We start from the raw sequence: 18,174 nt of genomic DNA, 5'->3' as shown, positions 1-18,174 counted from the left end.
TCTCAATTAATATTTGTAAGTTACCTATTAATATTTAGAATTGTACACGATGTCGAGCATAAAGTACAACGCTCCCGGTCGGCAACTGCGCCGTACGGACAGTTACGGCAGGATCATACCAGGCAAAACGCAAAAAGACCGCCGCTTGAGCAGTCTTTCCGGGATCAGCCTACTTGATGCGTTTGTTTAGCTCGTCGGCCCTCCGCTTGCTGTCCGATTTAGCGTAGAAGTAGAAGGCCGCCGTGTGCAGCACGAAGGACAACACCAGCATGCCCGGCCACCATCCGATTACGCTGTCGTACATTTCCTTGGAGAACAGCCACACGCATATAAGTCCGCCTGCGATATTAATCGTCGACGAAATCAGAATGTTCCACACCGGCTTCAAGGTGAAGTAATTCCACAAAACGTTGTACAGCATCCCGTACAAGACGGCCAAGATCAAGGCAATGCCCGCGGCGCTCCACAATAGGGACGTAGTGACCGATTGATCCTTGTAGAACAGGGACAGCAGCAGCGTGACCCATAGCGACGTCAACGTAAACGTTTGAAAAAAAGATTCTCTCAATTCTTTGATCATTGGATTTTCCCCCTAAATGATTTCATATAGTGACGGCTGACGAAATAGCTGGACTGATCCTCGAGGACGACCTTCACCCGCGCGTGCTCGGTGGAGAAGAACTCCTGGATGTATCGGGTGTTGATGATGGTCTGATTATTGATTTTGAGGAACTCCGCCGGGTCGAGGTCGTCCTCCACGTATTTGAGCCGTTTATTCAATAGAAACATCTCCCCGGTGATCAGACGTACGCTGCACATCCGATCTTCCGATTGCATGACCGCGATGGTACTTCGCGCGACCTCGACGCTGCGGCCGTTCTTCGCGTTGAGGACGACGATCTTCTGTTCCATGCCGCGGAGCGCGTGTTCGATTTTGCTCCAATCCGCTTGTTCGGCGGGGTTGGTGATGATTTTGGCGAGCCGCTTCTCCAAGCTCGCGTCCGTTCCGAATATGACTTTCACTGGGTGGTGCCTCCTCTCAAACCCATCATATAAGCCGCGAATGGTCAAAACTACCTTTTTTCGCTTTCTTGCACAATGTTGTCGGTTAGTTGCAATCCGTGCCCGATCCACGCCGACCCACGCCAAAAAACCCAACTCCCCGAAGGGAATTGGGTTTCGCTTCATTCGTGCGGTGGCCGCGAAGCCGCGTCGAGGCGTGCGCCGTGTCCGCATTTCGCAGCGGACTAGCCTACGCAGGCAGCTCGTCGTCGTAAGCCAATTCGCTCTCGCTGCTGATCAGCGTGCCTGCCTCGCGCCCTTCCAACACAGCGCGCAGCGATCCCGCCGTATCGAAGCCGACGACGTGGATCGGCAGCCGATAGTCGCGCGCCAGAATGAACGCGGACTGATCCATCACCTTCAAGTCATGGCGCAGCACATCGTCGTAATGCAGCGTCCGGAATTTGCGCAGATGCAGCTCCTTCTTCGGATCCCCCGTCAGGACGCCGTCGACGCCCTGCTTGGCGACGATAAGCGCCTGGCTGTTCACCTCGATCGCCCGCTGCACGGACGGATAATCGGTCGTCACGAACGGCTGGCCGTTGCCGCCGGCGAAGATGACGATGTACCCTTTCTCGAGGTGATGAATCGCGCGCAGCCGGATGTAGGGCTCGGCCACCGACGAGATCGGAACCGCCGACATGACCCGGACCTCCCGGTTCGTCTTGGCTTTCAGCACCCCGCGCATCATAAGGCTGTTCACGACGGTCGCGAGCGTCCCGATATTGTCCGCCTCCGCCCGCTCGATGCCCCAATTGTCGGCCAGATTGCCGCGGAAGATGTTCCCCCCGCCAATGACCACCGACACTTCGACGCCCAGCTCCAGTACCGACATGATTTCGTCCGCAATGCGGTTCATCCGCGCCGGATCGAAGCCCGAGCCGCCGTCGCCGGCAACCGCGCCACCGCTTAATTTGATGAGTACACGTTTGTATTTGACCATAATTCGCCTGCACCTCCCGGACTTTGAACGAAGCTCCCCGATGTCTGCGCCCTGCTGCAAGCCGCGCAAGTCGAGCTGATATTCGCCCTCCTTGGCGGCGTAAAAAAACACCAAAGCCACGATAGGCCTTGGTGTCTCATTGGGGAAAGGGAATAGCGAAAGCGGCCTTGTGCTTCCCGAACGCCAACTTCCTCATCTTCCCATCCCTCCCAAATGTTCTTTGCAAGAGAATACCGCATCCGCCGGTAAAAGGCAACGGCCCGCCGCCGAATTGGGCGATTGGTCCTAGCGAGGCACGGCCAGGCCTACGCGCGGGAAATACATTTAGCTTACTTTCAGTTTCGACTCAGAATCTACTCAGGATTGCGCGCGATAATAAAGCCATTCCATCGATTCACATACGACGCGACACCCCTAGAGGAGGCCTATTCGCATGAAGAAAGATAAATGGTTCAAATGGAAAATCGCCATGGCCGGAACGGCGGGCATGGCTTTCTTATTTCACGTGATCAAATCAAGTCCAGATTACGAGGCAGCTGTCTCCCAAAACGCGGCAGTCCCCGATACGGCAACCGTCGAAAACGACCAAGATCGCGTCTTGGAGGAGTGGCTCTCGGACGGCCAGGGAGCGCGTCAAGAAGATGGCGGCGCATCTTCGAGCGAAAGCGATGCGGGCAGCACGGGCCGACGGGCGCACGGAGGCCACGGGTTCGGCAGCCGGGGCGGCGGGCAAGAATGGCAAGCGAACAGCAGCGGCGACAGCGGTGGGCAAGGATGGCAAGCGAGCGGCAGCGGTGAGGCTACCGGTACCGAGACGTGGGGAACAGGCGCTGCCGGGGATGCCGCCCGGACGGGGAGGTCATGACGATGCCGAGGACAGAAGATCGAGCCGCAGATCTCACCCAAACCGCGGAACGGCTGCATGATTTTCGCTTCCGCGCCATGAATACGACCGTCAGCCTGCGCATCCGCGGCGACGACGCCCAAGCTGCCATGGCCAAAGCTTCCGCGGTCGACTGGTTCCGGTTCGCTGAGCAGCGGTTCAGCCGCTTCCGCGAAGACAGCGAGCTAAGCCTGCTGAACCGCGCCGCCGGCCGGCCGACGATGATCTCGGATACGATGCTCGAAGTGCTGGCGTTGGCGGAACTGTACGGCCGCGTCACGGAAGGCACATTCTCTCCGTTCGTGCTGGAGGCGCTTACCCGGTCGGGGTATGACGTCAGCTTCGAGCAGGTATGCGGACAATCCGGGGAAGCCTCCTCCCGAGAAGAACGCGCGAGTGGCTCGGCGGCTCCGCGCGCTGATGAATCCGCGCCGATCAACTCGCCGGTCTCCGCGCTTCGGCTCGATCGCGGCATGAAGGCGGCGACGCTCCCATCAGGCGGCGCGATCGACCTCGGCGGCATTGTCAAGAGCTGGGCAGTCCAGCGGCTCGCCGACTATCTCGCTCGTCGGCTCGGAATTACTTGCGGCCTTATTAACGCAGGCGGCGATTTGACGACGTGGGGAGTACCTGGCGATCAGGAGGCTTGGGCCGTGGGGATTGAACATCCTTGGGATCCCATCCGAAATTGGGGAACGCTGCGGCTGAGCGGCGCTTACCGCGCAGCCGCCACCTCGAGCGTGCTTGGCCGCGCCTGGAACTCCCCGGATGGCGCTGCGCACCACCATCTTATCGATCCAGCCACGATGCGCGCCAGCCACAGCGACGTCGTGCAGTGCACGGTTGCGGGTGCGACGGCGACCGAATGCGAGGTATGGGCGAAAATCGTCTGCATTCTTGGTTTCGCGGAAGGCACGGCTCGGATGCGGCGAGCCGGCTCGGCTTGCGAGGTCCTCGCATTCACCACGGACGGGCGCGCGAGACTTACAGCCGGATCAACCCCACCGGGCCGGGAAGAGCGCTGGCAGGCCGCCGCCGGGTCGGATATCCCGTGGCTTTATTGACAGTCAACATCAGGAGGGATACAACATGATTGCTTCGTTCTTGGCATTGCCGTGGTGGGAGACGATACGGGCGCTCGGCTTGCTGTCGTTCGCCGCGATTACGGCCGGGATTTGCCTCGGCATTCTTTACAGCCTTCCGTTCTGGAGCGCACCGGTTAAGAAGCGTCTGTACAAAACACACTCCACGCTGACGATCGGCGGCGCAGCGCTCGGCATGGGACATGGCATACTGACCGTCATCGATACGTATGTGCCGTATAGCTGGAGCATGCTGCTCCTCCCGTTCACCGCCTCCCATCGCCCCGTCCTCTCCGGCCTTGGGACGCTCAGCTTCTACTTGCTGCTGCTCATCATTCTGTCTACAGATCTGCGCGGCAAGCTGAAGAGGCCGCTCTGGTTCCTGCTCCATTTGAGCGCATACCCAGCCTTCGTCATGTCGCTCGTGCACGGCTTCTTCATGGGAACGGACAGCAGCAGCTTGGCCGCTCAGTGGTTCTACGCCTTGTCCGCCTGCGCGGTGGTGCTCGCTACGCTCGTTCGCGCCACATACCGCTCGTTCACGAGCACGGGGAAAGGCAGCCGCGGCGAGACAGCCAGACTGGGCCGCAAAGGGTCGATATCTTGAGCGGGCGGCTGCGCCTGGAGCACGGACGGTTGCTCGGCTAATCGTGTGCTGAGCGTCGCTATTGCTCGCTGGGTGGCCGGTTCCTCGGCCAATAGTGAGCTCAGTGTCACTATTGCTCGCCGGGTGGCCGGTTCCTCGGCCAATAGTGAGCTCAGCGTCGCTATTGCTCGCCGTGTGGCCGATTCCTCGGCCAATAGTTTGCTGAGCGTCGCTATTGCTCGCCGCGCGGCCGTTTTCTCTGCCAATAGTGAGCTGAGCGCCGCTATTTGGCGCCCTGTGGCCAGTTCCTCGGCCAATAGTGCGCTGAGCGCCGCTATTGCTCGTCGGGCGCCCGTTTCCTCGGCCAATAGTGAGCTCAGTGTCACTATTGCTCGTCGTGCGGCCGGTTTCTCGGCCAATAGCCGAGCTGAGCGGCGCTATTCCTCGTCGTGTGGCCGGTTCCTCGGCCAATAATGAGCTCAGCGTCACTATTGCTCTCCGGGTGGCCGTTTTCTCGGCCAATAGTGAGCTCAGTGTCACTATTGCTCGCCGGGTGGCCGTTTTCTCGGCCAATAGTGAGCTGAGCGTCGCTATTGCTCGCCGGGTGGCCGTTTTCTCAGCCAATAGTGAGCTCAGTGTCACTATTGCTCGCCGGGTGGCCGGTTCCTCGGCCAATAGTGAGCTGAGCGGCGCTATTGCTCGCCGGGTGGACGTTTTCTCGGCCAATAGCCGAGCTGAGCGTCGCTATTGCTCACCGCGCGGCCGGTTCCTCGGCCAATAGCCGAGCTGAGCGGCGCTATTGCTCGCCGCGCGGCCGGTTCCTCGGCCAATAGCCGAGCTGAGCGTCGCTATTGCTCTCCGGGTGGCCGTTTTCTCGGCCAATAGTGCGCTGAGCGCCGCTATTGCTCGCCGCGCGGCCGGTTCCTCGGCCAATAGTGCGCTGAGCGCCGCTATTGCTCGCCGCGCGGCCGGTTCCTCGGCCAATAGTGAGCTCAGCGTCGCTATTGCTCGCCGCGCGGCCGGTTCCTCGGCCAATAGTGAGCTCAGTGTCACTTTTGCTCGCCGCGCGGCCGGTTCCTCGGCCAATAGTGAGCTCAGTGTCACTTTTGCTCGCCGCGCGGCCGTTTTCTCTGCCAATAGTGAGCTGAGCGGCGCTATTGCTCGCCGCGCGGCCGGTTCCTCGGCCAATAGTGAGCTGAGCGGCGCTATTGTTCGACCTCGGCTGGTTCTTGGGCCAATAGTACGCTGGGCCCTACTATTGCTCACTCGAGCCATGCCGCCGCCCGCATACAGCTCGAACAAAAAAACGCGTGGAGCGTCAAAGTGACGCTCCACGCGTTTTTTCAATTCGTTCGTCTTGCCAGCCTATCGCCCGCGGCGCTGCGGGCGACCGCTCTTGCCGGCCGCGCCGCCGCGTCTGCCGCCGGCCGGAGCCGAGCCGCGGCCGCTCTTCTGGCCGCCTGCGGAGCCCCCGCCTTGGCGGGAAGAACCGCCGCGAGCGCCGCCATCACGCCCGCCGCCCCAAATGCCAGTGCGCGCCTTGCCTGTCGCGCCGATCTCGCCGCCGCGCACAACGCCTGCATCCTGGCGCGCCCAGCCGCCTGCGCGGCCTGCTTGCTCCTCGCGTTCGCCGCGGCTCCCCGCCGCGCGTCCGCGAGCGGCGCCCGCCTCTTGGCGGAACGCCCAGCCGCCCGTGCGGCCTGCCGATTCTTCGCGTTCGCCGCGGCCGCTGCCGCCGCGTCCTCGCGTCGATGCCGCCTCCGGACGCCCTGCCCGACCGCCTCCGCGGACGGCCGCGCCTTCACGCTCGCCACGGCCACCGCCTGCGCGTCCGCGCACTGGCGCCTCGCCGCGCTCGGCGCGCGCCGCCGCGTCTTGGCGGCCTGCCCAGCCGCTGATCGTCTCCTCAAGCTGCGCGGCGCTGCGGCCGGCACCTGCCGAACCGCGTCCGCTCTTGACGCCTGCGCGCCCGCTGGCCGAACGATCGCGATCGCCGCGTCTTCCCGAGCGGCCCGGCGCATCCGCGCCGCGGCGAGGTTTGCGGTCGCCCTTGCCGTCGTCGCTGCGGCGCTTGCCGCCCGCCTTCGCCGAGTTGCTCTCGGTCCGGGCCGCAACCGCGACCTTCGTGCCGTCGGTGCGGCGATGCTCCAGCGTCTGTCCGATGCCGCGTTCGATCGCTTCGATCGCGTGCCCGTCGCGAGGCGTGGCGAACGTCACCGCCAGCCCTTCCGCGCCGGCGCGGCCCGTCCGGCCGATCCGGTGAATATAGCTCTCGACGTCATGCGGCACGTCGTAATTGTAGACGTGCGTGACGCCTTCCACATCCAGGCCGCGCGCCGCGATGTCGGTTGCGACCAGGAACTGCAGCTTCGCTTCGCGGAACCGCTTCATGACCTGCTCGCGTTTCGCCTGCGACAAGTCGCCATGCAGCTCGTCCGACATATAGCCCGCTTCCTGCAGCGCCTCGTTCAGCGCGACCGCGCGGCGCTTGGTCCGACAGAAGATCATGGCCAAGTACGGCGTGTTCTCGTGCATCATCCGGATGAGCGCGTCCTGCTTGCCGCGGTCGGTCGTCTCGACGACAAGCTGGCGGATGCCTTTGACCGTCACCTTCGGCGCCTTGACCGTGATGTCTTTCGGATCGCGCATGAAGCGCGCCGCGAGCGAGCGGACGCCCTGCGGCATCGTAGCCGAGAACAGCATCGTCTGCCGGCGCGTCGGAATGCCCGAGAGGATCTGCTCCACTTCGTTCAAGAAGCCCATGTGCAGCATTTGGTCCGCTTCGTCGAGCACGAGCATCGACACGCCGCCGAGCGTGATCGTCTCTCGGCGCAGATGGTCAAGCAGCCGTCCTGGCGTCGCCACTGCAATGTGCACGCCGTTCTCGAGCTTGCGCATCTGAGCTTCGACGTCTTGGCCGCCGTAGACGGCGAGCACGCGGAAGCCCGCATCCTTATCCAGCCAGCGCTTAAGCTCCGTCGTAATCTGCAGCGCAAGCTCCCGCGTCGGCGTCAGGATGAGCCCCTGCAGCTTCGGCTTCTTCGGATCGAGCTTCGCCAGCATCGGCAGCAGGAACGCGAGCGTCTTGCCCGTCCCGGTCTGCGCTTGGCAGACGACGTCCTCCCCGCGCAGAATGACCGGAATCGCGCCCTCCTGAATCGGCGTCGGCTCCACGATGCCTCCGCTGCGCAGCGCCGCTGCCTGCTCCTGTGATACCCCTAGTTGTACAAAATCCGCCAAAATGGCCACCTCATTTATCTATTCTTGCTCATACGCTCCGATAACAAGCCCACAGCTCCCTTTATCGTACCACAAAAGCATCCATAAGACCCTTTATTCCCGAATTGCCCACGGCATAGCCTTCGTGCGCACCGTTTCGCCCGTCTCGAGCGCCCGGTGCATCATCAGCGACAAATAATGATCCTGCGCGGCATCCGCGAAACTATAGAAGGAAGGGCCACCTCCCGCGTACTCGCCCATGCACGCCAGCACCGTCGCGATCGCGATCTCGTCGTCCGACAACCGCCCGGGTGCGAACGGATTGCGGTATACCCAATCCGCTCCGAGCGTAACGCCCGCATGGTAATAGCCCTCCAAATTACCGCCGTGCCCTGTATCTACCCGCGTCAGCGCCATTCGAAGCGGCGTGAGGAAATCCGCCAAATACCGGACCTCGTCGTCCTTGATCTCGCCTCGCTCCCCGCGTGCGAGCAACCGGCTGCTCCGAATCCAGGAGAAATACTGCTCTTTGGCAAAATCGAATACCGCCGAGCGTCCGCCGTCGAACCGGAAAATCGCCAAATCCTGCACCGACTCAGCCACCGTCTCCGACTCCGGCGGCCCCCCGCGTCCCGGGCCGCCCACCAGCGGAGCGCTGAACCGCTCGCCCCGGATGACTGCGTCTTCGAAGCCGATTCCGAGCAGCTGGCGGATCAAGCTTACACCGTGATACGCATGCGCCGCCGACACCTGCACGTGCGAGACCTCGCCGAGCTTGCCCGAGCGGACAACGGCGAGCCGCGCCGCATGCATCGGCTGGAACACATATTGCTCCGCCACCTGAATCCGCGCGTCCTGCCCAATTCGCGCATGCAGCGCGAGCAGCTCGTCCAACCCTTCGGCCGGCGGCGTCTCCGACAGCACCGGAACGCCGACCTCCGTCAGCGCCGCGATATAATCCGGACAGACGCTCCGCGATACCGACACTACGGCGAACGCATAATCGCGGTCTCTCACGAAAGCGTCCACATCCCGTACCGTAGGCACGCCCCACCGCGCCGTCAGCGCCGCGCCCTTCTCCTCGCTGCGGACCAGCATGCGCGCGACTTCGAACCGCTCTGGCAGCGCAGCCGCGATGCGCAGATAGAACTCGGCGCGCCAGCCGCCGCCCACGATGCCGAATCTGATTTTCTCCGCCATGTTCCTCATCCCCTGTTCCCGCTAGAACTGGCCTGACCGGAAAGCCCGCTCCCGGACGGCTGTGTAACTATCTAATGCCGCTTGGCGAAGACCCGCATAATCGCCGGCCTTGACCAGCTCCAGCAACCGCTCGTTCACCGCGTCCGACGAATAATGCTCCTGATGCGGCGTGCGCTTGTAGTTCACGATCGCGGCCATCATCAGCTTGTCCCGGCATTCCTCCACCATGCGCAGCATGAACGTGTTGTTCGCCGCCGCGAGGAAAACGGCCGTGAATGCGAGCGAATGCTCCATATGCGCCGCATAATCGCCTCGTGCCGTTGCCGCTCGCTGCTCTCCCAGCACCTGCTCCAGCGCCGGGATATTGAAGCCCCCGCCGCGCTGCGCCACCGCCTCGGCCGTGTACGCCTGCATGCCGGCGATCGCTTCGAACATATCGAGCACTTCCTTGCCGGAGAGCTCCTTGACCAGAATGCCCCGGTTCTTCAGCGACACGACGAACCCTTCCGTCTCCAGCCGCGACAGCGCCGTGCGCACCGGCGTCCGGCTCATGCCGAATTCGGCGGCAAGTTCGTTCTCGGACAACAGCATCCCCGGCATCAGTTCCGCCCGCACCAATTTGGCGCGAAGTCCCGCATAGATGTGATCCGCCAATGAAATCGTCATTCTCCGCATCCTCTTTTCCACCATCAACTGTTAACAAAATTGTACGTTCTGTCCAGCCTGCTTGCAAGTTAGGCCCGATTTTAACGAAACCTCCACATGCCCATGACGATCCCCGAACACTCCGTCCTCATAATGCAACTTGTATACCGGTTACATACCTACACACCTATATTAATGGAGGAATTGTTCACCATGATGAGAAAAGCCGTGCTGCTCAGCGCAGCGATCGCCATCTCCGTTACCCCCGCGGCAGCGTTCGCGGCCGGGAAAACCGCCGCCGCGCCGGGGACGCAGTCCGTCCAGGCAGCAGCCAAGCAAGGCGCCTTCACCGATGCCAGTGTCGTCCGCAAGACCGACGGCTCGCTCTTGATCCGCTGGAGCGCAGATGCCGACTTGGGCGCCGCAAAGGTATACTGGAGCACGATTCCGGAAGGCGGATGGAAAGAGCTCGCCAAGACGTACGTCCGCTTCAACGGCTTCGTGGCGGCGGATCCGAGCCCGGGCAGCCCGGTTTATTTTAAGATAAAAGGGGCTAACGGCACGTCCATCGTCACCGCGGAACGCAAGCTGCCGCTCAAAGGCGTCACGAACTTCCGCGACCTCGGCGGCTACCGGACGACGGACGGGCACACGGTCAAGTGGGGCAAGCTGTTCCGGGCAGACGAGATGGCCGGCCTGACGGTAGCGGACATCGCCTATTTGCAGAAGCTTGGTCTGAAGACCAACGTTGACTACCGGACGAGCAGCGAAGTGAAAGCGAAGCCGGATCCGGTCATTGCCGGCGTGACGTACGTGAGTAACCCCGCTTTCAAAGAAACCACGGGCAGCAGCGGCACGGACATCTTCTCCCTGATCAGCTCAGGCCATCTCGACCAGCTGGGCGAGCCGGGCGACATACTGATCCAGGCGAATCGTCAAATGGTGCAAAGTCCCGAAGCGTACAAGGCGCTGTTCGAGCTTCTCCTCGATCCGGCGAACCAAGCGCTCGTACAGCACTGCACGGCGGGTAAAGACCGCACCGGCTTCGGCTCGGCGCTCATCCTGCTCGCGCTCGGCGTACCGAAGGAGACGGTCGTGGAGGATTTCCTGCTCAGCAACACCTACCGCGAAGCGTATAACAAAGCCGCGGTCGATGGCATCGTGAAGCAGCTGAAGTTGACGGACGAGAAGACGATCGAGGTGTTCAAGGCGCTGATGGACGTGCGTCCGGAATATATCGAGGCGGCGTTCGACGAGATGGAGAAAACGTACGGCTCCGTGGACGGCTTCCTGGAGAAGGGCATAGGCCTGACAGCGGAGAACCGTGCGCAGTTGAAGAAGATGTATCTGGAGTAGAAAGGTCCCTCCCCCTTCCCCCTCCGCCGAGGGGAACCATAGGACTTCGCCCTCTGGACTCCCATTTCGTGCTGGCTCGTTTGTTCGCGGTCGGCGGGTTGCTTCGAGCTGGCACGCTTTTGTCCTCGCGGACAAAGCTTCAGTCGGTTTTGAAGTCAGTCCGAAGTCATAAGCCTGTCAACTATAGGCCACGGGTCGCTTCACCGGACGTTTTCCCTTAACCTGACAGCATTGCCCCCCTCCGCCGAGGGGGCTCCGAAGGCGCTGCCCTCTGGACACCCGTTTTCGTGCTGGCACGTTGGGGCAGTGGTTGGCGGGAGCATTCGAGCGGGGCACGCTTTTGTCCTTGGGGACAAAGCTTACTCTCGCCTGGTTCGTACAAGCACGTAATTGGGGTGGTTGGCGGGAGCTATTGTGCGTGGCTCGCTTTTGTCCTTGCGGACAAAGCTAACGTTTACGTGCAGAACGTAAACCATTTATGACAGAATACAAAAGGCAGTGCCTGCTCTCAGCCGGCACTGCCTTATTCGTTTCCCCCTGCTATAGCAAGTCCTCCTGCGCGAAATAATTCGGCGTCCGCTCGGTTGCATCATACCGGCTGTGGAACACGTGCGTCGTCGCCGGAGATAGCGGCGGGATGAGCCATGACCAGCGTCCGGTGACGTCTCGGCCCTTCTGCGCCTCCTGCTCCTCGAAGCGCGCGAACTGCTTGGCCGCCGTATGGTGATCGACGATCGAGACGCCCTGCTCCTTGTACGAATGCAGCACGGCCGCGTTCAGCTCCACGAGCGCCTTATCTCGCCATAACGTCGCCTCGCTCCGCGTATCGAGCCCCATCAATTCAGCCATTTGCGGCAGCAGATTGTACCGGAAGCCGTCGGCCAGGTTGCGCGCCCCAATCTCGGTTCCCATGTACCAGCCGTTGAACGGCGCCGCCGTATACGACAGGCCCCCGATCTCAAGACGCATATTCGAGACGAACGGGACGGCATACCACTTCAGCCCCAGCTCCCCGAACGCAGGGAAGTCCGGATGGCGCAGCGGCACCTCCAGCACGAGCTCGTCCGGAATTTCCTGCAGCTTGGGCGCGCCACCCTTCGCCTGCAGGATAAGCGGCAGCACGTCGAACGCGGTGCCCGCGCCGCGCCAGCCCATCGCCTCGCATCGCTTCGTCAGCGCCGCCGATATCGGATCGCCGAGCACCGCTCCGTCCTCTCGTTCGTAGCCCGCGTAGCGGACGAGCTGCGAATTCCATATCCGCGGCCCTGCGCCGTCCGCGTCCGTCGGGGCGAAGATCGTGATTGCCGGGCGGACACGGCCTTCGTTGGTCGCATACGCCATATGGCGGAATATCGCCTCGGCCATACCGTCCGCATCCTGAACGTCGCGCGCGTCGAAGACATGCAGCGTCTCCCAGAACAGCCGGCCGATGCAGCGGTTGCTGTTGCGCCACGCCATTTTGGCCCCATGCGCCAGTTCTTCGCAGGTATGCGTATAGGTGCCGGTCCTCGCGATGGTAGCCCGCACGTCGGCCACCCGTGCCGCCGTCTCCCGCTCCGCGCGGCCCAGCTCCCGGTAACAGTTCTCGATGAATCGTACCGCTTCCTCGGCCAGCGCTTCATGCCCGGCCGTCTCGCACTGCTCCACTACGGTCACCTTCTCTTGTTGGTTGTCGAAGGGCATCTGTCGTCCCTCCGGAATTATTCTCCATTATACAACAAACAGGCCCCTTCCTTCGGGGCCTGCAGGTGGCGACTTGGTGGCGAAAATGTTCATATTCGGTGACAGTTCAATCGCGCTGCCACGTGACGTCGCGGAACTCGGTGATCCAGATGTCGACGCCGTCATCGCCGCGTACAAGCGGCCTTACGGTCACGACGACGTCGATCCTTCGGCCATCCTTGGCGATGCGCATGGTCTCGACGCCGCCAACCATCTCGCCGTTCAGCGCCCGGGCGTGCCGATCGGCGATGCCGGGCAGCTCGGACGCCGGAACGACCGGGCATTCGTAGGCGAGCTTGTTCTCGACCTCTGACCGAGTATAGCCGAACATCGTTTCGAAGGTACGATTGACGCGCAGCACGACGCCTTCGCGGTCCAACAGGACGATGGCATCCGGATGGTAGTCCATGTAGGCGGCCAGCCTGCTGTCCGGCAGACCGTTCGTCCGCGATGCCCGGACTCTATTTCCTTGCGGGTGCCATTCCCGCTTCCACACGAGTGTCATTCCGACTTGCCCGATATTTTCGCGGCCTACGGCCATTCCTTCAACTCCCGTCTTGAACGACGCTAACCTTGCTCCTTCGTAACAGGCGCAGGCTTGCCGAACAGATAACCTTGGAACAGCTCGAATCCCGATTGGCGCAGCCAGTCGTAATCCTCCGGCGCTTCTACGCCTTCCGCCAGCGGCACGGATCCAACCTCGCGCGCGGCGGCGAGCAGCTTGAGCGCGACTTCCTGCTTCTGCGGATCGTCCGCCACGCCGCGCACGTAGCCCATGTCGAGCTTCATGTAATGCGGCTGAAGCTCGCGCAGCATTTCAACCGTGCTAAAACCTTCGCCCACGTCGTCCAGCGCATACTGGAAGCCCCGCTGACGATAATAATCCAAAATGCGCTTCAGATGGTCCAGGTCCTCCACGTATTCGGTCTCCACCACTTCGAAGACGAAACGAGACGGATCGATGCCAAGCTCCCCGGCCAGCGCGACCGTGGACCGCAAGCAATGCTCCGGCGCGTAGATCGACGTGGGGATGAAGTTAATGAATACTTTGCCCGGCAGCTCGGCGGCGCACTTCACGGCCGACATGCGGCACACCCGATCGAGCGCGTACAGCCGTCCCCGCGCCTTGGCGGCCCGGAACACTTCGCCCGGCGGCGCCAGCGTCCCGTCCTCTCGCGCGAATCGGGACAATATCTCGTGCGCGAACAGCTTGCCGTCCCGATCCACGATCGGCTGACAGTAAGGCACAACTCTCCCTTGGTAGACGATCGAATCGATCCACTGCGCACCCAGCAGCGGCGCCACCGCCTCGAACGGCCGTTGCTCGCCCGCTCCGTCCAGCTGGAACGTCATCCGCGACGCATCCATATGATCCCGGCAAAAGTCCATAAAATCCGCCATGCCCGATTCGCGGACCGTGACCGCGCCATCCTCTTCCTTTGCAAGGACGCCCGCGTTCCGCATAAACGGCAAGATCCCTTGCATCACCTTTTCATTCGCGTCCGTGCCAGCCGTCACCCTGTAATGCAGTTCTCCGGGCAGGCAGCTCCGACATTCCGACATGGATGTACACCGCCTCTAGTTAGTCTAGTGCCAGTGTATCATAGCAAACTAGGGAGACCATCGTTAATTTTTTCCCATAATCGAAGGATGGCTATTGGCTAGCAAGGGCACTGCGGGCCGCAAGGATATACTTCGCCTGGTCGCGCGGGTCGACGCCTCTTCTGCGCCGCTCGGCCCGCACGTCCGGCGGGCTCTCCTGATAGCCGGCGAACGAGGCGGCCAGCGTCCCTCTGCCTTTCGTCAACGAACCGAGCCTTGCCGGAAAATCGAGCGAAGTCGCCACCGGCAGCACGCCTTCGAACTCCATCCGCTCCCCTTGCACCGCGGTCGGCTCGAATACCGCGCGCATCAGCATCAACTCGTTCATCAGTTTCCCGCCGTGCTCCTCCGGCACGGACAGCCGGAAGCGAAGCAGCGGCTCCAGGAGCTTCGTGCCTGTATTCGCCAGTCCGTCCATGATCCCCATCGGCGTCGCGATGACGAAATCAAGCGGATGGGTATGCCACACATGATGTTCGCCCTCGACCAGCGTAATCTCGGCGTCGGTGACCTCCCAGCCGAGCAGTCCTTGTTGGAGCGCTTCGGGAATACGGCGCTCCACCTCGTTCTGGTAGCTCTCGAGGAGCCGTTCTCCCCGCACGAGCGAACGATAGCGGATGCCGCTGCCGCGCGGCCCCGGCTCGATGCGGAAGCGCAGGATCGCCCAGCACGGTTTCGGCGCCAAATACGCCACGAAGCCTTCGCCCGGCACGGCCGGCGTCTCCTTATAGATGACGGTCGGCTCGCCGAAGGATACGTCCAGCTTGAAGCGGCTGCGCATGACGTGCGCCAGCACCTCCATCTGAATGGTCCCCATGACCTTCACGTGCAGCTCCCGCTCCTCCTGCAGCCACTGCAGGTCCAGCTGCGGGTCCTCGTCGGCCAGCTCCTGGAACGCCGCGATGACGGCCGGGTACTCCGCTTCGTTCTTCCACCGTGCCTGCACGGTCAGCAGCGGTACGGCAAGCCGGCGCTCGCCCGGAACAGCGGCATCCGTCCCGAGAATATCGCCGATGCGCGCCCGGCTCCAGCCGTACACGGCGGCGATGTCGCCCGCCTCCAGCAGCCCCGTATCCTCCGTCTTCCGGCCGTTCAGCCGGCGAATCTGCGTTACCTTCTCTTCCAGCTCCCGCGAATGATTCGCAACGATATCCCGGTTGCGAATCGCGCCGTCGTACAACCGTACGTACGCGATGCGGCCCATAACGGGATCGCGTTCGATTTTGAACACCACGCCGGAGACGGGGCGTTCTGCCGAGCCTTGCGGCGGCGGCAGCAGCGCCACGACCGTCTCCAGCAGCTCCGTCACCCCGATGCCCCGGCTCGAAGCGCCGAAGAGAACCGGGAACAGCGCGCGCCGGCTGACGAGCTGCGGCAGCGCCGCCTCCAGCTGACCATCCGTCAAGCCGCCTTGCTCCAAGTAGATCTCCATCGCCGCTTCGTCGCCCTCGGCGACCGCTTCTTCCAGCAGCATCCGGTAGCCTGCACCCCGTGGCGAAGCGTCCTTCCCCTCGCCAAGCAGAGGCACCGTGCAGGCGAATCCGCCCTCCGTCCCGTCCGGCGCGAAGAGCGGCGCCGCCTGCGGCGACAGGAGCCGCCGGATTTGCGCGAGCACTTCGTCCGGATCTGCGCCGACCCGGTCCATTTTATTCATATAAATCAACGTCGGAATGCCGAGCTGGCGCAGCGCATCCCAGATCACCTCGGTCTGCGCCTGCACGCCTTCGACCGCCGAGACGATCAGCACCGCGCCGTCCATGACGCGCAGCGTCCGCTCGACCTCCGACAGGAAATCGACGTGCCCCGGCGTATCCACCAGGTTGATCGGCACCCCGGCCCACTCTAGACGCGTGACAGCCGCTCTGACGGAGATGCCGCGCTCCCGCTCCACATCCAGCCAGTCGGTCTGCGCCGTTCCGCTATCTACGCTGCCCGGGGCGCGCAGTTGGCCGCTCAAGTAGAGCATGTGCTCCGTCGTCGTCGTCTTGCCGGCGTCGACATGGGCGAACAAGCCGACATTGCGCAATGGGATGGTCATGGTGAGTCCTCCTTGTATGAACGCTGTGTTCGCTTCCTCTATCATGCGAAATAATGGAGTGGTGCGCAAGCGGGGCAGGACTGGCCGATTCGCCGCAAGCGCGTGCCCTCGACCCTGGCCATGACCAAGCTGCCGCCCTGACAAAACGGAGGCGCCCAAGGAATAATCCTCGGACGCCTTGCGTGATGTCGTATACGCATATCTCGATAGTGTGCTCCCGCCGCTCCAGCTCACCACTATTGATACATACTCCGTCCGTTCGATGCGTAATAGTGAGTTCCAGCTCACTATTGGTACACATTCCGTCCGTTCGAAGCGTAATAGTGAGTTCCAGCTCACTATTGGTGCACATTCCGTACGCTCGAGGCGCAATAGTGAGTTCCAGCTCGCTATTGGTGCATATCCCGTCCGCTTGAGGCACAATAAAGAGTTACAGCTCACTATTAGTGCACATTCCGTCCGTTCGATGCGCGATAGTGACTTCCAGCTCACTATTGATGCACATTCCGTCCGCTCGAAGCGTAATAGTGAGTTCCAGCTCACTATTGGTGCATATTCCGCCCGTTCGAGGCGCACTAGTGAGCTACCGCGCACTATTGGTGCACATTCCGTCCGTTCGATGCGCGATAGTGAGTTCCAGCTCACTATTGGTGCACATTCCGTCCGTTCGAAGCGCGATAGTGAGTTCCAGCTCACTATTGGTGCACATTCCGTCCGCTCGAGGTGCAATAGTGTGCTACCGCACACTATTGATACATACTCCGTCCGTTCGATGCGCAATAGTGAGTTCCAGCTCGCTATTGGTGCATATCCCGTCCGTTCGAAGCGCAATAGTGACTTCCAGCTCACTATTGGTGCACATTCCGTCCGTTCGAAGCGCAATAGTGAGTTCCAGCTCGCTATCGCGGCTCGTTCCGCCCACTCGGGCACGCTCCGCAACGTCTGCTACAGATCGAGCGGCGTCCGCAGATGCCAGCCGTTCGGCTCGAACCCGCCCATTTGGTCCAGCACGTACCGTGCCAGCTGCTCGTACTCCTGCACTTGCCGGTATGTATCGTGATCTTGAATCAGCTTGACCATCTTCCGGGCGAACTCCTCGTCCGGGAAGGCGGGGGCCAAGTATTTGGCCAAGTACCGGGGATCCTTCAAATAAGCCAGCACGTGATGATGCGGCGTCTTCCCGAGCTTGAGGTAACGGCTGTACGTCTGGAACAACCGCATGAGCGCCTGCTGGCAGACGAACGGATAGTCCGGTCTGCGCTGCTCGAAGCTGTCCAGCACATTGTCCATGTCGTCCCATACCGCGTACTTGGCCAGCTCGAGCTCCGCGCCGGACAGTTCGTCCCGTTCCTTCGAGAGCCACTGCTTCGCTTCCGCCTTGAGCGCCTGCGTGACGCCGGTCGGATCGTAGACGATGCGGCCCGTGGCGAACTGCACCATCGACATCGTGCTCTCCGCCTCGAAATCCTGCCGGAAATAGGCGCGAATTTGCTTCGGCGGGTTCAGGAAATATTCGATCATGAGGCCGCCCCTCACAAGATTGCCGCGTTCTCGGCCCTCGGCGTCCTCCGACAAAATCAGATGAATGTCCAAGTCCGAGCGGTGGGAAGGATTCCCCGTAATATAACTGCCGCACAGCATCGCGCCGATGACATCGTTGCGGCTTGTCCACGCCAGCAAAAAATCCGCCGCCGCCGTCTCCCATCGTTCCATTACCATCCGCCCCTTCCTAGAAATATGCCTATATGTCGAAGCGAGCCGAAATCTTACAATGCTCTTACCTGCTCCCCTCATCATAAGGGAATCCCGGACGATTGGGAACCATGTTTTGGAATG

General features: G+C 61.9%; 15 protein-coding genes. 4 read left to right on the top strand and 11 right to left on the bottom strand.

The genetic code is table 11. The features are described from left to right. Nucleotides 1-169 precede the first annotated feature (169 nt). The 3 genes from ACFFSY_RS12890 to pyrH all read right to left on the bottom strand — a co-directional run bounded on the left by ACFFSY_RS12890 (nt 170) and on the right by pyrH (nt 2,005). Entirely contained in the window at nt 170-580 is a 411-nt protein-coding gene (locus tag ACFFSY_RS12890; RefSeq protein ID WP_377494458.1) for a hypothetical protein, read from the bottom strand. After that, entirely contained in the window at nt 577-1,023 is a 447-nt protein-coding gene (locus tag ACFFSY_RS12885) for a LytTR family DNA-binding domain-containing protein (RefSeq protein ID WP_377494456.1), read from the bottom strand. Before ACFFSY_RS12885 ends, ACFFSY_RS12890 begins: the two co-directional genes overlap by 4 nt. A 229-nt stretch (nt 1,024-1,252) precedes the next feature. Further along, nucleotides 1,253-2,005, bottom strand: a complete 753-nt coding sequence (gene pyrH, locus ACFFSY_RS12880) for a UMP kinase (protein ID WP_377494454.1) — start codon at nt 2,003-2,005, stop codon at nt 1,253-1,255. 433 nt (nt 2,006-2,438) lie between these two features. Here pyrH and ACFFSY_RS12875 point away from each other — a divergent pair, with 433 nt between their 5' ends. Genes ACFFSY_RS12875 through ACFFSY_RS12865 form a run of 3 tightly spaced genes read left to right on the top strand, consistent with a single transcriptional unit; the run spans nt 2,439 to nt 4,577 of the window. After that, the gene (locus tag ACFFSY_RS12875; RefSeq protein ID WP_377494452.1) at nt 2,439-2,870 is read left to right on the top strand and encodes a hypothetical protein; all 432 of its coding nucleotides are present in this window, start codon (nt 2,439-2,441) and stop codon (nt 2,868-2,870) included. 2 nt (nt 2,871-2,872) lie between these two features. Next, on the top strand, nt 2,873-3,952 hold the full coding sequence (locus ACFFSY_RS12870; RefSeq protein WP_377494450.1) for an FAD:protein FMN transferase: 1,080 nt from the start codon (nt 2,873-2,875) through the stop codon (nt 3,950-3,952). A 25-nt stretch (nt 3,953-3,977) separates the two neighbouring features. Beyond that, nucleotides 3,978-4,577: a ferric reductase gene (locus ACFFSY_RS12865; RefSeq protein WP_377494448.1), complete on the top strand. Its 600-nt coding sequence runs from the start codon at nt 3,978-3,980 to the stop codon at nt 4,575-4,577. A 1,344-nt stretch (nt 4,578-5,921) separates the two neighbouring features. Here the strand turns inward: ACFFSY_RS12865 and ACFFSY_RS12860 are convergent. From ACFFSY_RS12860 to ACFFSY_RS12850, 3 genes are all read right to left on the bottom strand, one after another. Continuing rightward, nucleotides 5,922-7,796 (bottom strand): DEAD/DEAH box helicase, encoded by a 1,875-nt coding sequence (locus tag ACFFSY_RS12860; RefSeq protein WP_377494447.1) that lies wholly within the window; start codon nt 7,794-7,796, stop codon nt 5,922-5,924. A 93-nt stretch (nt 7,797-7,889) separates the two neighbouring features. Next, entirely contained in the window at nt 7,890-8,975 is a 1,086-nt protein-coding gene (locus ACFFSY_RS12855; protein WP_377494445.1) for a Gfo/Idh/MocA family protein, read from the bottom strand. A 21-nt stretch (nt 8,976-8,996) separates the two neighbouring features. Then, complete coding sequence (locus ACFFSY_RS12850) at nt 8,997-9,641, bottom strand: GntR family transcriptional regulator (protein ID WP_377494443.1); 645 nt, start codon at nt 9,639-9,641, stop codon at nt 8,997-8,999. A 192-nt stretch (nt 9,642-9,833) separates the two neighbouring features. Here ACFFSY_RS12850 and ACFFSY_RS12845 point away from each other — a divergent pair, with 192 nt between their 5' ends. Continuing rightward, the gene (locus tag ACFFSY_RS12845; protein WP_377494441.1) at nt 9,834-10,976 is read left to right on the top strand and encodes a tyrosine-protein phosphatase; all 1,143 of its coding nucleotides are present in this window, start codon (nt 9,834-9,836) and stop codon (nt 10,974-10,976) included. Between the two features lie 540 nt (nt 10,977-11,516). On the opposite strand, the gene ACFFSY_RS12840 is transcribed toward ACFFSY_RS12845, so the two are convergent. From ACFFSY_RS12840 to ACFFSY_RS12820, 5 genes are all read right to left on the bottom strand, one after another. Further along, nucleotides 11,517-12,659: a nitric oxide synthase oxygenase gene (locus ACFFSY_RS12840; protein ID WP_377494439.1), complete on the bottom strand. Its 1,143-nt coding sequence runs from the start codon at nt 12,657-12,659 to the stop codon at nt 11,517-11,519. Between the two features lie 106 nt (nt 12,660-12,765). Beyond that, nucleotides 12,766-13,239: a PAS domain-containing protein gene (locus tag ACFFSY_RS12835; RefSeq protein ID WP_377494437.1), complete on the bottom strand. Its 474-nt coding sequence runs from the start codon at nt 13,237-13,239 to the stop codon at nt 12,766-12,768. 26 nt (nt 13,240-13,265) lie between these two features. Beyond that, nucleotides 13,266-14,261 (bottom strand): EAL domain-containing protein, encoded by a 996-nt coding sequence (locus ACFFSY_RS12830; RefSeq protein WP_377494435.1) that lies wholly within the window; start codon nt 14,259-14,261, stop codon nt 13,266-13,268. Between the two features lie 91 nt (nt 14,262-14,352). Continuing rightward, nucleotides 14,353-16,338 carry a GTP-binding protein gene (locus ACFFSY_RS12825; protein WP_377494433.1) on the bottom strand — a complete coding sequence of 662 codons (1,986 nt, stop codon included), beginning with the start codon at nt 16,336-16,338 and terminating at the stop codon, nt 14,353-14,355. 945 nt (nt 16,339-17,283) lie between these two features. Continuing rightward, nucleotides 17,284-18,051, bottom strand: a complete 768-nt coding sequence (locus ACFFSY_RS12820) for a hypothetical protein (protein WP_377494431.1) — start codon at nt 18,049-18,051, stop codon at nt 17,284-17,286. Nucleotides 18,052-18,174: the final 123 nt, after the last annotated feature.

The sequence above is a fragment of the Paenibacillus aurantiacus genome, from assembly GCF_042431225.1.
GTDB lineage: Bacteria > Bacillota > Bacilli > Paenibacillales > Paenibacillaceae > Paenibacillus_Z > Paenibacillus_Z aurantiacus.
Note: the sequence above shows the minus strand (reverse complement) of the source record. Positions and strands in the feature narration are given on the sequence as shown.